The organism is Aureispira anguillae, from assembly GCF_026000115.1.
GTDB classification, from domain to species: domain Bacteria; phylum Bacteroidota; class Bacteroidia; order Chitinophagales; family Saprospiraceae; genus Aureispira; species Aureispira anguillae.
On record NZ_AP026867.1, the window covers coordinates 4,303,742 to 4,318,887 of the forward strand.

A 15,146-nucleotide genomic window follows, 5' to 3' on the forward strand; every position below is an offset into this window, starting at 1 on the left:
ATCTAAACTAACAGAATAGATACTTACTCCTTAATAATTTTATCAAGGACGCTCTATTGAGAAGATGTACAATTTGGTTGAATGAAATATTCTACAAAAAATACTGACAAAGAACTGGTTGCAGGTTGCCGAAAAGGGCATCGACTAGCCCAAAAAGTCTTATACGAAAGATATTTTGGAAAGATGCTAGGCATTGCTATGCGGTATACCAAGCAACAAGAGGAAGCCATTGAAATTCTAAATGCAGCGTTTCTAAAGGTTTTTACGGCATTGGACAAATACCAAGACAACAACAATCTAGCTGGCTGGATTGCCAAAATTGTGTTCAATTGTTCGATCGACCATGTTCGTAGGCATACGAAGTATCGCAAAGTAATGAACTTTGAGATAGAACGTGATGCTCCTGTTCTTAATGAAAGTATCAATAACCTACATGCCGAAGATTTATTCAAACTCATTCAAAAATTACCCACTGCTTCTCGTACAGTTTTTTGTATGTATGTCATTGATGGCTACAAACATAAGGAAGTTGCTGAAATGCTAAATATAACGGTAGGGACGTCTAAATGGCATTTAGCAAACGCTCGAAAAGAACTGCAACGCCTCATTCGCCAACAAGATCAAGAAGAACTCTTGGTTAGAGGCTATTAGTAGCTGTGTGACAAAAAAATAATGTTCTAACTAGAAGAAAGACCAAATGAAATGACCGATTTTTACAAAAATAATGACGACTTGCTTCGTGACAAACTTACACAACATGAGTTTGCACCGATCCCTAACGCTTGGGAGAATATGTCTGCACTATTGGATCAACAACAAGTAGTTCCTAAACGTGCCGCAGGGTATTGGTGGTCTATACCTTTTGTTACAGCAGCAGCATTAGCAGGTGTGATTGGCTTAGGAGTTTACCTTCATTCTACCCCAACAACCGCCTCTCCTGCCGCTCCTATTTTGGCAAAACAAAACGCTAAAACAACAACTACAGTTGATGCTAAACCTGTTATTGCGAGTGCTCCACAGGAGCACCAACAAGCGCTTATTATTAAAAATGTTGGCGCAATTAATAACACCAATAGTGACAATACAAATCCGTTAGGTTCTACGACTGTAAAATCAGCGAAAAAGAATCCTGTTACTCGTTCCAAAAGTGCGTCTAGCAAACAACCTGTTCAAACGGTTTCAAGAACAAAAAAATCAGCCACTAAAAAGAAGGCTGTTGTTAATGAACCTATTATTAATAAAACAACCATTAACAGCAATAGTCATAACAATAATGTAGCATTAGAAAATGCGATTAAAGAGGTTACGACAAAAGAAAACAAGCGTTCTAAACCTAGGGTAAAAACAACTCGTACAGAAGTTATTTATCAATATTCTTTAACCCCACTGCGTGCATTACAAAGCAAAAGAAAAGCAATGGAGCAACAGAATACAATCGGTAACTTTGGTATTGGTGATGAGCTTAATACTAAAAAATCTCCACTAAAAGTGGGTGTATTTGGCGGAGCAAGTGCAAAAGTTTATCGCAATAGTCAGAAACTATCTGTTATGCCTTATGCTGGTGTTAATGCCTCTTATCGAGTAGCTAAACACCACGGAGTTCAAGTTGGTTTACAGTACAAAAGTATGGGACGCTTGCCCAATCCTAAAAATAACAGTGAGAATAATGCAATAACATACACTGTTGGCACCAAAACTAGTCAATCACATGTTTTAAATAGAATTGATATGTTGGAAATGCCTTTGGTCTATCAATTTCATCCACATCCTCGCTATAATGTTCAGGCAGGGGTTAAAGCAGCTTGGTTATTCAATACAGAAAGCACAAGCCCAGAATTGAATCCTCTATCGAATAAAGAAATGGGATTGGCTGATTTTGATTTTAGTATTTTATTGGGCATGGAGTACTGTTTTAATAAGCATTGGTCTGTTGGTCTGCAATATAGCATTGGTCTGGTTAATTTGACCCAACAAGCAAAAGCAAAACACGACGAATCGATCCAAGCGGACCTTAGTAGTGGAGTAGATCCTCAAGGTAAAATACAAGCACTTTCTGATGTTGGTGAATTGTTGGTTCCTGTTGCAGAGGGTGTTGATCATCAACAAATGATTAGATTACCCAATCAGCTCCATAATAATGATGTTCAACTTCTTTTAAAATATACGTTCTAACGTAGAACGACAATCATAATGATAAAGGGCAGCTCTCCTATTTTGGTGAAGCTGCCTTTTTTTTATCTTTGTACGAATACCTAAGCATTCCAATTCTTGGGTGTTTAATTTTTAATACTTGGTTAATCCATTACTCTGCTAGAAATCTAAAGGCTCACATAGTCGCAACGCAGTTAATCGCATCGATTTGCTTTTTTATGTTTTTTGTTAACGAACAAACAATGAGCATGAACGCAGTAAACGAGCAGCTTACACTAACAAGGTTGCAAGTAATCCGTAGAGCATTATTTTATTAACCATTACTATAACCTTATTATTTATTCTGATGAGACAACAGTTTTTAGTTGCTACAATTGATGATTTAACTCCAGTCGTTACCACCTTATTGCCTACTCTTAAAGAGCGAAAAAAGGTTGCTTTTTTAGGCGAAATTGGGGCTGGGAAAACAACATTCATTAAACTACTTTGCCAAGCCTTAGGAGTGCAAGATGTCACTTCTAGCCCTACTTTTTCTATTATCAATCAATATCAATCCCAAACGGAATTAGTTCACCATATTGACTTATATCGATTAAAATCGGAAGAAGAAGCATTTTCTATTGGTTTGATGGAACTTTTGGAGGATGAAAGTTATTGTTTTATTGAATGGCCTAATATCATAGAAAGCTATTTTCCAGAAAAAGCTGTTTGGATTCAAATTACAGCAAAAGAAACAGGAGTTCGAATATTTGATATTTTTTTCGAATAAACCGCTCATTGTAACAAAATGATTTTCAACAAAAAACAGAAAAAGCTGTTTTTTTTTATCAAAAAAAACAAAAAATATTGCGCTAAAATTTTGTTTTTAGTTTAGTGTCGATTATATTTGCATTCGCTTAAGGGAAGTAATGGCCTATGGTGTAATGGTAACACAGCAGATTTTGATTCTGTCATTCTAGGTTCGAGTCCTAGTAGGCCAACTAACTTTCTTCTATAAGCGGCATCATCTTGAATGTTTTTTTTCAAATCAAGAATCATTCAAAATGGCCTATGGTGTAATGGTAACACAGCAGATTTTGATTCTGTCATTCTAGGTTCGAGTCCTAGTAGGCCAACTTAAAAGCTTTTAATGATTAGATCATTAAAAGCTTTTTTTTATTTATACGATAGATAATTTCGGACTTTCTAAGCAAAAAACACCGAAAGTACCCCAAACAAAAGGCTTATAGCGTTTTTTTAGGGTAAAAATTGTAAAATACGCTAAAAGAATATAAATTTGTAAGTACTTAATTTTTAAGCATTAGTTAAAAATACTTTAACTTTTTTGCTTGTAATAAAAACTATAAATAATTAATCATTATGAACAAAGGAGATTTGATCGACAAAATCGCAGAAAAAGCAGGTCTAAAAAAAGCAGATGCTGCCGCTGCACTAGATGCTACTCTAGAGTCCATTAAAGATGCGCTAAAAGATGGCGACAAAGTAACTTTGGTGGGTTTTTGTACGCTAAACACTTCTTACCGAGCGGCAAGAAAGGGCGTAAACCCTAGCACGAACAAGCCTGTTCAAATTCCAGAAAAAGTGACTGTTAAGTTCAAGGCAGGTAAGCTTCTTTCTGACTCAGTGAACACCTCTGCATTAAAGAAAGCATTGAAACCTAAAAAATAGGTTCATTACACCCTGATGGATAAGATATAAAAAGCACATACTATAATAAAAATTGTATGTGCTTTGTTTTTATCCTTCATGAACAGCCGCTGCTAATTCTAAAATCAAATTGGGATCTTTTTCAATGGCATTGCCAACAACAATAATATCAGCTCCTGCCTTGATATTTGCTTTTGCTTGCTCAGGTGTTCGAATCCCCCCTCCTACAATCAAAGGAATGTCTATGGCTGTGCTCACTGCCTCTATCATAGAGGTATTAATTGGTCTCTGTGCACCACTCCCTGCATCCATATAAATCAATTTTAGACCTAACATCTCTCCCGCAATGGCTGTACAAACAGCTATGCTATCTTTATCAGCAGGGATCGGTAATGTATTAGACATGTAAGACACAGATGTTGGTACTCCTCCATCGATCAACATGTACCCTGTTGAGATAATCTCTAGCGGGCTAATTTTTAGAAAGGGAGCCGTTTCTACATGTTTCCCAATCAACAACTCTGGGTTTCGCCCAGAAATCAATGATAAAAACAATAGCGCATCCGCTTTATAGCTCAGTTGTCTAGAACTTCCTGGAAATAAAACAACGGGAATGTCACAATGCTTCTTGATCGTTAAAATAATTTCGTCCAAAGCATCATTGACCACCAAACTCCCTCCTATAAAAAAACTATCTACTGCAGCCTCTTTTCCCAATTTAATGATGTAATCTACATCTTTTAAATGGAGCTTATCAGGGTCTATCAAAACAGCAAATTTTTTACGTTGCTCTTTTTTTGCGCTCAATAGATTATTATAAATACGCTTCATATTCTGTTTCCTATCAAATAATAATGTTGAATAACCAAGCCATCATAATACAGTAAATTTAGTAACATTCAAAACATAAGCTATACAAAGTATTTTTTTGAATGCGTTTGGGCATAAACATTGTGCTCTAACAACTGTTAATTTTATGATACTGAACTTGTAAAAAATAGAGTCGTATTCTTTCTGCCTTTTAAACAAAAAGAAAAACAATGTCATTTTTTTCCCAGAATGCTAGACAATTGATTTCAGGTTATTCTTAAACAACTTCTTTGTGTATATTTATGTTTAGGTAAACTAGAAAAATAACGCTATTATCTAAAATTATTTGTGCAGTAGCTAGGTAACAGTTAGACAACACAACTCGTTATTAATTTGATTCCTGAGTTAGCATTTGTTTAGTTATGCTGTTTTCACTACGCTTAGCTACACGGCTACTTACTATTTGCTCTGTTTATGAACTCGTTTAACAACACGAGTCTATCTATTCATTTTTTCATTTAAATTATTTTATTATGCGTATTATCCTCCTCCTTTTAGTCGCAGTTTCTATGTGGTCAGGCTCTTGCGAAACATCTCCTCCCAATGACCCTACGGGAACCCTAGAAATTATTTTTAAAGCTCGATATGGTTCACAACCACTGGTTTTATTCGAAAAAATAGCAACAGGTCAAACAGATCCAACGGATATTTTATTCAAAAAATTAGATTTTTTTATTGCTGACATTAAGGGTTCTACTCGACAAGGACCAACCGATTTTGCGGATGTAGGTTATATTTCTATGGCGAATAGCATTTCTCAAGCAGCAGCAGAAGAAGGAACTACTTTTACGATTAACAATGTTCCTGTGGGCGATTACACCCAATTAGATTTTGGTGTTGGTTTATCTGATGCTACCAATGGCACAACACCTAGTGATTATGAGTCTTCTTCTCCGCTAGGATTAAATGGCAATTATTGGGCAAGTTGGAATAGCTATATTCTCTGCAAGATGGAAGGCGATATTACACAATCCAATGGAACAATATCTGGTTTTTTGTACCATTCAGGGGTTGATGGAATGTATCAGCCTAAATCTTTTACTCAAAATTTTGAGATCGCAGCCGAAAAAACAACTCAGTTAGTCTTCTATCTTGATGCCAAAGATATTTTCTTCAAAGCAGGAACGGAGATTGACATGGTTGGTGAAGCTCAAACGCATTCTGGCCCAGCAGGTTCGTCAGAATATAACCTTGCAAAAAAAGCCATTGAAAATCTAGCCAATGCTATAACACTTCAGTCTTAATCGACTTAGCAACTAAACAGGATTGATTCTGCTTAGTTACTTATTTAGTCTATAAGGCTCCCTTATGATTTTTAAGATTATAAGGGAGCTGAAGAGTTATACGAATCAACTCAACTGAAAACAACCGTTAGGTATAAAATAAAAAATAACAATGCGCAGTAAATTTTTCTTTGTTTTTATTAGTCTTATTGTTGGAGTTATAGCCTGCAAAGAGACCGAATACATTGGTCCTTTAAGCCCTTGTGATTTAAGTACAATCCCTTACACCCCAACTAGCTACACTGTTGTTTCCCCTCAAGGTTTTCCACCTATGGAACATCCCGATGACAACCCTATTACTGTTCAAGGGATCGAGTTAGGGCGACATTTGTTTTATGATCCTATCTTATCTAGGGACTCTAGCACCTCTTGTAGTTCCTGTCATGAGCTCAACAAAGCATTCACAGACGGTTTGCCCAAAGCTAAAGGGATTGACAACAGGATTGGTCGCCGTGGCTCAATGTCCTTGATTAATATTGGCTATAGCTGGGTCAAAAACCGAGACTACAACTTTATGTGGGATGGTCGTTTTGCGACGTTAGAAGAGCAAATTTTAAAAGGTCCTATAGAAGATCCTTTGGAAATGGATAATACTTGGGAAAAAGTAGAAGCAGATTTGCGCCAGCATCCTACTTATCCTAAAATGTTTCGAGAAGCATTTGGTGTAGAATGCTATGACGAAATTGATCGAAATTTAGTCGCTAAGGCAATTGCTCAATTTGAACGCACCCTTAATTCTGCCAACTCAAGGTATGATGAGGACGTTTGGAAGCCTTTTGTTTATTTGAACAGTCAAGAACTCAGGGGAATGACCTTATTTATTGGAGATGCTGCGGGTGCTCCCAGCCTAAAAGATGCAGAGTGCGCACATTGTCATAGTTTTTCGAAAAACAAAGCGTTATTTGCTCGAAACGAATTTTCTAACAATGGAATCGACTCGGCTCAATCGCTACTTGATTTTGCAGATTATGGCTATGGAGAAGCAACAGGAAATGCGCCTGAAAATGGTCAATTTAGAGAGGTTACACTTCGCAATATTGCACTAACAGCGCCCTATATGCACGATGGTCGTTTTCAAACCCTAGAAGAAGTAGTTGATCATTATGCTACAGGGGGGCATTATTCTCCCAACTTAGCTTCTGAGCTGTCTACAGCTCCAACCATTAATCAATTAACAGCGGGAGACAAAGAGGATTTGGTTGCCTTTTTGCATGCTTTAACCGATAGTTCTTACTTTGACAAACCTGAATGGAGTAGCCCCTTCTAATGCCTTCCCAAAAATTTCTACAAATTTTTGTAATAGCATGCTGAGCTAATTGCATAGATTTAAGTGGATTCCTTATATTTGCCAAAGACCAAAGCAATGAGTACGAACGCTAAAACTAGTAGCTGCTATTTTAGCGTTCGCACTTGCCTTTTCATATTTAAATTATCTAGTGTGTCAAAAAACAACCTTCTTTCTCTTTCTAGCATCTTTTTCATATTGCTTTTAACAGCAGCATGTGTGACCAGTTCAAAAACAACCTCATCCAACAATTCGAACAACAACTCCAATACTTCTACTTCAGATGGTCGAGAAGTTGTCGTTCGAAAAGCAGGGAACTTACAGGTCGTAGAACCAGATACCATTCGCCTAGATCCCGATCCTTATTCTGCTTTAATCGAAATGGAAACAAAATTTGGTACGATGAAAATAGAGTTGTTCTTTGATGCCGAAGGACATCGTGCCAATTTCTTAAAATTGGCAAAACAGAACTACTACGACAGTCTTATGTTCCACCGTGTGATTAAGAACTTTATGGCACAAGGGGGCGACCCGACTTCTAGAACCGCTAAAAAAGGGCAACGCTTAGGCAGTGGGGGGCCCAATTACAAACAAGACGCAGAAATTGGACAACACTATTATCACATCAAAGGTGCATTAGCTGCGGCTCGACAACCAGATCAGTTAAACCCAGACAAACAATCTTCTGGTTCTCAATTTTATATTGTTCATGGCAGTTCTGTCTCTCCTGGGCAATTGGATAAAAATGAGCGAGAATACGATATAATTTATACCGAAGAGCAACGTAAACTCTACTATAAACTAGGGGGTGCCCCTCAGTTGGATATGGAGTACACTGTTTTTGGACGAGTTTATGAAGGTTTTGAGGTGATTGATAGCATTTGTTACAAAGAGACCGATGCCTATGCTCGCCCTAAAGAAGATATTCGAGTAAAAGTGCGGGTGATTAGAGAATAAGTAACATGGATGATAAATGGTCTACCTGCTGTTTGATCAAGCAACCACTTATCATCCATTATTTTTTTGCTAAATTTTAAGCTTCTACGTCCTTTACTACTTTTTCTGTTGCGTTAAAATCAAGCGCAGGATCTACCTGATTCCTCAACAAATCTTCAAACGTTTCTCGCTTGCGTATTAAATGCGCTTTCCCATCGTGCACCAACACTTCAGCAGGACGATAACGACTGTTGTAATTAGAAGCCATAGAGAAACAATAGGCGCCTGCATTTTTAAAACAAAGCACATCCCCTTCCTTTATCTCATTAATTTTTCGATTCCAACCAAAGGTATCTGTTTCACAAATATATCCCACCACAGTATAAATTTTAGGTTTTCCAGCAGGGTTTGACACATTCATAATTTCGTGATGAGAACCATAAAACATAGGGCGAATCAAATGATTAAATCCTGTGTCAATTCCAGCAAAAACAGTAGAAGTAGTTTGCTTTACCACATTTGTCTTGGCTAAAAAATAGCCCGACTCACTCACCAAAAACTTGCCTGGCTCAAATGCCAAGGTTAGATCTTTGCCCGTCTCTTCACAAAAGGCATTAAATCGTTTCGCCATCATTTCACCAAACTGCTCCATGTCTGTTTCGATGTCGTTAGGTTTATATTTCACCTTAAATCCTGAGCCAAAATCAATATATTCCAAATCCTTAAACTTACGAGCCACATCAAAAAGCAAGGTGGCCGCATGCGAAAATACATCTACATCCAAAATATCTGATCCCGTATGCATGTGCACTCCCTCTACTTTTATATTTAGCGTTTCAACCAAACGCTCCACCAAGGGCATTTGGTGAATAGAAATTCCAAATTTAGAATCAATATGCCCCACTGAAATTTTGGCATTCCCTCCTGCCATAATATGTGGATTTACTCGAATGCAAAAGGCCTTATTCGGATGATTCATCCCCATATATTCCAAGGTCTCAATATTATCAATATTTACCTTAACCCCTAATTTCATGGCTGCTTCCAACTCCTCTATAGAAACAGAATTGGGCGTATAGATAATATCCTGCGCTTCAAAACCTGCCTCTAAACCCAATAAAATTTCTTGGTAAGAAACCGCATCCAACCCTGCACCTAAGTTTTTTAACAGGCGCAAAATACTGATATTGGTCAACGCCTTGCAAGCATAATTAATCTTGAGTTTTTTAACTTGACGCAGAGCGTTTTTCATTTTGTTGTATTGGTTTATAATTTGTTTGGAATCATAAACAAATAAAGGCGTTTCGTAAGTTTGAGCAATTTCTAGTACTTCTACGCCACCTAATTCAAATTGATTGGTCTCTTCGTTTAAGAACATGATGTTTAAAATTTATTAAATAAATTATGCAAATGAATAAGAGAGATCTTTAGTCCCTACAATAAAAAAAGCGATTAGTGCATTTTGACTAATCGCTTTTCTAAAATATATTCTTCTATCTTTAGGCTCAATTGTCAAAAATGCACTTGGGTGGAATCTGTTTCTTTCCTTCCTTCAACTGTTTACATACCAATGCCTTTTTGCCCTTGTTTAAACAAGTCAATTCGATTGTTGATGATATATAGATTGTTGATTGCATAATGCGAAGATAGAATTTTTGTAGAGAGAAACAAATTTTTGCCTTCCTAAGCCCCTATTTTTTAATCTTTTTGTAATTTATTCTCAATCCTAAATTCGATCCATCCACCTTATTTCTAAAGCATGGATCAGTAGATTAAATCGTTTTTTTTTCATTATTAGTATTCATTTTGTTATTTTATTAATACTCCGTTGATCAGTTAGTGCGCTTTGCTTATGATCGCTTCTCTCATTATTCCCTGCGGTCATGAGATAGTTCTTTAGTTTTTTAGTTCGCTATGCTCATGAGAATAGTTAATAAAAAGCATAAAAAAGCCGTGCCTTCGCTTTTACCTACGGTACTAGGCATTCCAGTTGGTACACAGTACCAAGCTGCTCGTGCACTACATTTATGTGATTTAGCTTTGGCTGCAAGCATACCCAGTTAGTACGCTATCGCTTATGAGCCAACATAGCTGGGTTCGTTTTTTTAACGGAGTAATGTTTATAACACGGTGCAATTAACAAACCATTCTATCAATATTTAACCTTTTTTACCAAATCAATTATAACATGATCAAAACCCTATCTATTAGTTTACTAGTTTTATTTTGCTATGTATTAAATGGTCAAACCAAAATAGAACTAGCCTTGCAGAGCTTTGAGAAAGATACCGATTTAAAATTTGCCTCAATTGGTTTCTGTGCTATTGATATTAATTCGAATAAAATATACGCTCAACGATCCCCTACTAAAGCTCTGGTTCCTGCTTCGTCCATGAAAGTTATCACCACAGGATCAGCTTTAGCCCTATTGGGAAGCGATTATAAGTTTAAGACTTTTTTAGAATATAGTGGCAGCATATCCAATGGTACTCTCAATGGCAACCTCTATATACGAGGTACGGGAGATCCGAGTTTGGCCTCTCCTATTATGGAAGGTATTTTGACCAAAGAAATGCTTATGGCAGAATTTGTAGCAGCTATAAAAAAAGCAGGCATCCAAAAAATAAATGGAGCCATTGTTGGCGATGGCAGTTATTTTGATGATCAGGTAATGATTCCAACTTGGCAATGGGGAGATATTGGCAACCATTATGGAGCAGGAACTTCTGGGCTAAATTATCACGATAATCTTTATTATATCCATTTCAAGAAACATAAAGACTATGGCGCCACTCCTACCATAGACCATACGGTTCCTGACATTCCCCAACTTAAATTTGATAATCGAGTAACAAGCGCAGGGAGCAAATCAGGAGATAATGCCTATGTTTATGCAGCACCCTATGGCACAGAAGTTACCCTTAGAGGCACCATTCCCAAAGGAAGTGGATTATTTAATATAAAAGGAGCTACTCCCGATCCTGCCCTTTTGTGTGCTCATGACCTACAAAAATCCTTAGCACTTTCAGGAGTTACTGTTTCTAAAAAAGCAACAACACAACGACTCCTAAAAAAACAAGAACCAAGAACTAAAATCCATACCCATTACTCCCCTTCCTTAGCTGCTATTTGCAAACACACCAATGAAGATAGCCGAAATATGTATTGCGAGGCGCTGTTAAAAACAATTGGAGCAAAAATCAAAGGACAAGGATCAACCAACAATGGAATCGCAGCTATTGCTGATTTTTGGCGAGGTAGAGGCATCAATATGGAAGGTTTCTTTATGAAAGACGGTTGTGGTTTATCGGCAAGAAATGGGGTTTCTCCCAAAACATTCGCTGAAATCATGCGCAAAATGTACATTGATAAAAAAACATTCGGCGATTTCTACAATCAAATGGCAATTGCTGGGCGTTCGGGGACACTTCGCAATATGTGCCGTAATTCTTCCGCCGAAAATAATGTCCGTGCCAAAAGTGGTTCTATGAATAGAATCCGAAGCTATACGGGATTCGTAACCACTAAAGGGGGAAAAAAACTAGCCTTTAGCATGATTGTTAACAACTATTCTTGTTCTGGTTATATGATGAAAAAGAAACTAGAAACCTTAATGATTGCACTAGCAGAATCCCATTGAGTTATCTAAATCGTTAACACAATTCTATTCTAAAAAATGTAACAATATTCGATATAAATATTGTTACATTTTTTTATTTATAACTTCGGCTATTTGCCATTTACATAATCCGTTAAATATTCAAAGTGTGGTCCTAATTTTCCTGCTTTTGCAATGGTTGCTCGCTCTAACATTCCAGTATCTTTTAAGGCGAGTAACTCTTCGATTACATTGGTTGTAAATTGTTCTCCAAAAGACTTAGAAGCATCCTTGGGTAATTCGTTAGGCAAGTTATCAATTGTCATCATGTCAATTGTATGCGCTTGGTAGGGCTCAACAGCAGATTCACTCTGAGGATCATACCCAAAAACAGGGTCTGCTATAGTCGTTGCAAATAAGGTAGACGGAATAGATGCCACAGGTGCAATATCACAAGTTACATCAGCAATAACTTTGATTCCAAAATCAGGCTGTTTCATATCTTCCTTGGTAAAAAAAGCAGGCGCTTCATTAGCCCAATAAATGCCATTAATCATTAAATCTGCAACTTTAGTATAAGGGGCAAAAATAGATTGGTAGTTCTGAGGATTTGCAAAAAAATCAGCCGTTTCAAATTTTTCATTGGCTGCTTTAGGTTTTACATAATCTTCACACCCCAATTGTGTATAAACGGCCTCCTCATAATCTTGCGTCAAAAAATCCTGTGGGGAAACCTTGGGAATTCCCATATGATCCAGAACCTCTGCTGCTCCATTCGCAACACGCCCTGTTCCCGTAATAACAATTTTCATTTTAGGAAATGAAAGGGTCTTGTAATAAGCAATTGCCGCTGCATAATCATCGTATTTATGCATTTGCTTCAACTCAAATGTTTTTGTTTTATTTGCATAGGTCATCATGCCATTGTGCGCTCCTACTATCCCAGCAAATCGCCCAAATGCAATCACTCGTTGTTTTTTTTCATTGGTCAATACCTCATAATCCAATAACGTGATATTTTCTTTGATGATTTTCTGCAACAACGCCCTATTATAAGGCTGTGCCTTAATCGTATGCGAAAAGAAAAAGTAGGTTTTATTAGCAATCAATTGATCTTTTGGAACTTCTTTTATTCCCATTAATACAGGACATTCTGAAACATCCTCCTGTAGTTTTATTCCTGCTGCTTCATATAATTCATCGGATAAACAACGCCCCTTAGAGGGTTGCACAATAAATTCAACATTGTATTTCTCTTGAAGCGCAACACATTGTGTAGGAGTAAATAAAACCCTCGAATCTGGTGGTACTTTTCCTTCTCTAATAATTCCTATTTTCATAAGCCGTCATTTTTTAGTTAGATAGTTATATGCGATTACTCGCCCCGACAGTTTTTAAAAATTTAACACCATTGGCTTTTATACTGAATTCTATATTTTAGATCGTTTCACTCTTAGATTTTAGACTCTAACTAAGTTATAATGGGAGTCCCAAATCTAATATCTAGAAGTGAAACGGTTTAAAAGCAGCTAAAAGTTAGCCCAATTTTTATGCTTATAAAAACCATCGAGTAGAGTGATATGCTATTAAAGTGCTACGATATTAAGAATAATTTAGTACAAAATATAAGCTTCCTAAAAAGATGTTTTTTTATTTTTTGTAAAAATAATATTCAATGGAACTTTCAGAGCTGAAAATTAGTTATAACTTTGCAACCTCTATTACTAAACTCTAATCTGTTTAGAATAGTATGACAAAGGAAATAACAAGTATTTCCAATTAAAAAAAATGGGGCTGACTGGAATTGACAGCATTGAACGTTCTTTAAGTAAGCATGTCGAGACAGGTGTGATTATCTCGTTAAATATAGCACATAACAACTTTTAAATGGCAATAATAACTATGCCATGGCTGCCTAATCACAAAGTGATTTAGACACCATTGCGACCTACGCTTGACGCCTAATACACAGCGTACCTCGCATCAACCAACCTCTTAGGCTAGTTTAGAATGCGTGTCTCCGTAATTCAAAATGAATCAAGAAGAGACTGGAGTGGTAACTCGTTTGTCCTTAGACCTATTACTGCTTGAGATTCGACTAATGACTAAACATGTAGAAAGCTTATTGATGCTTTGACTGGACGAGGGTTCGACTCCCTCCAGCTCCACTAGTATATATAAAACTCTAATTTCCAGAGTTTTACATATTACATTGAGACATAATATAAATATCTTCTGTCTCATTGTTTTTTTGCTTTATATGCTATGGCGTAAAAAAGTTAAAAGAACAATGATAAAAAAAAGTACGCCTAAGATATATACAGGCAAAAATTCTCTCTCTATCCGCTGGTTTGTTTACTACTTAGATGAAAAGGGCAAACGAATCAAAAAATACGGTGACATCAACAAATATTCTACCCTAAAAGGGCGAAAAGCAGCTGCGCAGCGCCTAATTGATGAAATTCTACAAGTACACCTTAAAAAGTCTAATAAGAGCCTTTCACAAAAGATTTATGAAGAGTTAGAAAACAGGAAACCTACTTGGCGACCTAAAACCTACCAATGTAAAAAATCCAAGATTGATATTTTTCTAAAATGGATGCAGCGCAAAAAATGGACGGAAGACAATGTTTATCAATTTTTCTTTGAATACCTTACCAAAGAAAAGAGAGTAGCTCCAACGACTTATAATGATTATATCCGTTGCATTACTCAAGCACTTGGCTGGTGCGATCAACAGCAGCTCATGGAAGCCATTGAAAAACGAAAAGCTTCACCGACTCCAGCGGCATACTTTACCCAGAGCCAAAGAACATTTCTTAGCAATGCCATAAAAAATAGTAATCCTAATTTGTGGTTTTTTGTGCAGTTTGTGTATTACTGCTTTCTTCGACCTCGTGCGGAGCTGCGTTTGCTCAAGGTCGGGGACGTGATTTTGGAAGAACAAAAGATCTTAGTTCCTGCCAATATTGCCAAGAATAAAAAACAACAGTATGTGGCCATTCCAAACGCTTTCTTTCCTACAGTTGAGAAAAAGATAAGGAATCGCAACCCAAACGAATATTTGTTTCCTGGTAATCATTATTTGTCTCCTACTGGTATGAATACTTTTGGACGACAACACAGAGAGTTGTTAAAAGAATTGGGTTTTGATACTAGCCGTTATAAGTTGTACTCCTGGAAACATACGGGAGCTGTTGCTGCGGTTAAGGCTGGTATTCATATTAAGCAGCTGCAAATTCAATTGCGCCATCATTCATTGGATCAGGTGGACGAATACTTGAGGCAATTGGGCGTTTCTGATTTGGGGGATCTACGAGATAATTTTCCTTGTATTTAGAATGTAACAAGCTCCAAAGGGTAATTCCCTTTGGAG

At 36.9% G+C, this 15,146-nt stretch carries 12 protein-coding genes, 2 tRNA genes and 1 other RNA gene; 12 read left to right on the plus strand and 3 right to left on the minus strand.

All coding sequences use genetic code 11. From position 1 onward, the window contains the following. Window positions 1–81: 81 nt before the first annotated feature. The 6 genes from AsAng_RS16915 to AsAng_RS16940 all read left to right on the plus strand — a co-directional run bounded on the left by AsAng_RS16915 (window position 82) and on the right by AsAng_RS16940 (window position 3,819). Window positions 82–651, plus strand: coding sequence for an RNA polymerase sigma factor (locus tag AsAng_RS16915; protein WP_264788289.1), 570 nt, complete (start codon window positions 82–84; stop codon window positions 649–651). A gap of 51 nt (window positions 652–702) precedes the next feature. After that, window positions 703–2,172 (plus strand): porin family protein, encoded by a 1,470-nt coding sequence (locus tag AsAng_RS16920; protein WP_264788290.1) that lies wholly within the window; start codon window positions 703–705, stop codon window positions 2,170–2,172. Window positions 2,173–2,497: 325 nt separating this feature from the next. Further along, a complete protein-coding gene (gene tsaE, locus AsAng_RS16925; RefSeq protein WP_264788291.1) occupies window positions 2,498–2,920 on the plus strand; it encodes a tRNA (adenosine(37)-N6)-threonylcarbamoyltransferase complex ATPase subunit type 1 TsaE in 423 nt (140 codons plus the stop codon). Between the two features lie 140 nt (window positions 2,921–3,060). Next, a tRNA-Gln gene (locus AsAng_RS16930) sits at window positions 3,061–3,131 on the plus strand. A 64-nt stretch (window positions 3,132–3,195) separates the two neighbouring features. Continuing rightward, window positions 3,196–3,266, plus strand: a tRNA-Gln gene (locus AsAng_RS16935). 244 nt (window positions 3,267–3,510) lie between these two features. Next, a complete protein-coding gene (locus AsAng_RS16940) occupies window positions 3,511–3,819 on the plus strand; it encodes an HU family DNA-binding protein (protein ID WP_264788292.1) in 309 nt (102 codons plus the stop codon). Between the two features lie 69 nt (window positions 3,820–3,888). Here AsAng_RS16940 and AsAng_RS16945 read toward each other — a convergent pair whose 3' ends face one another. Next, on the minus strand, window positions 3,889–4,629 hold the full coding sequence (locus tag AsAng_RS16945; RefSeq protein ID WP_264788293.1) for a phosphoglycerol geranylgeranyltransferase: 741 nt from the start codon (window positions 4,627–4,629) through the stop codon (window positions 3,889–3,891). 512 nt (window positions 4,630–5,141) lie between these two features. On the opposite strand from AsAng_RS16945, the gene AsAng_RS16950 reads away from it, so the two are divergent. From AsAng_RS16950 to AsAng_RS16960, 3 genes are all read left to right on the plus strand, one after another. Further along, entirely contained in the window at window positions 5,142–5,912 is a 771-nt protein-coding gene (locus AsAng_RS16950; RefSeq protein ID WP_264788294.1) for an MbnP family protein, read from the plus strand. A 151-nt stretch (window positions 5,913–6,063) separates the two neighbouring features. Next, window positions 6,064–7,218, plus strand: a complete 1,155-nt coding sequence (locus tag AsAng_RS16955) for a cytochrome-c peroxidase (RefSeq protein WP_264788295.1) — start codon at window positions 6,064–6,066, stop codon at window positions 7,216–7,218. A 237-nt stretch (window positions 7,219–7,455) separates the two neighbouring features. Continuing rightward, window positions 7,456–8,193, plus strand: a complete 738-nt coding sequence (locus tag AsAng_RS16960; RefSeq protein ID WP_264788296.1) for a peptidylprolyl isomerase — start codon at window positions 7,456–7,458, stop codon at window positions 8,191–8,193. A gap of 76 nt (window positions 8,194–8,269) precedes the next feature. Here the strand turns inward: AsAng_RS16960 and lysA are convergent, their stop codons facing one another. Further along, complete coding sequence (lysA, locus tag AsAng_RS16965) at window positions 8,270–9,550, minus strand: diaminopimelate decarboxylase (RefSeq protein ID WP_264788297.1); 1,281 nt, start codon at window positions 9,548–9,550, stop codon at window positions 8,270–8,272. Between the two features lie 810 nt (window positions 9,551–10,360). On the opposite strand from lysA, the gene dacB reads away from it, so the two are divergent. Next, window positions 10,361–11,812, plus strand: coding sequence for a D-alanyl-D-alanine carboxypeptidase/D-alanyl-D-alanine endopeptidase (gene dacB, locus AsAng_RS16970; RefSeq protein WP_264788298.1), 1,452 nt, complete (start codon window positions 10,361–10,363; stop codon window positions 11,810–11,812). Between the two features lie 89 nt (window positions 11,813–11,901). Here dacB and AsAng_RS16975 read toward each other — a convergent pair whose 3' ends face one another. After that, entirely contained in the window at window positions 11,902–13,110 is a 1,209-nt protein-coding gene (locus AsAng_RS16975; protein WP_264788299.1) for an NAD(P)-dependent oxidoreductase, read from the minus strand. A gap of 450 nt (window positions 13,111–13,560) precedes the next feature. On the opposite strand from AsAng_RS16975, the gene ssrA reads away from it, so the two are divergent. After that, window positions 13,561–13,941, plus strand: a transfer-messenger RNA (tmRNA) gene (gene ssrA / locus AsAng_RS16980). A gap of 119 nt (window positions 13,942–14,060) precedes the next feature. After that, complete coding sequence (locus tag AsAng_RS16985; RefSeq protein WP_264788300.1) at window positions 14,061–15,110, plus strand: tyrosine-type recombinase/integrase; 1,050 nt, start codon at window positions 14,061–14,063, stop codon at window positions 15,108–15,110. Window positions 15,111–15,146 lie beyond the last annotated feature (36 nt).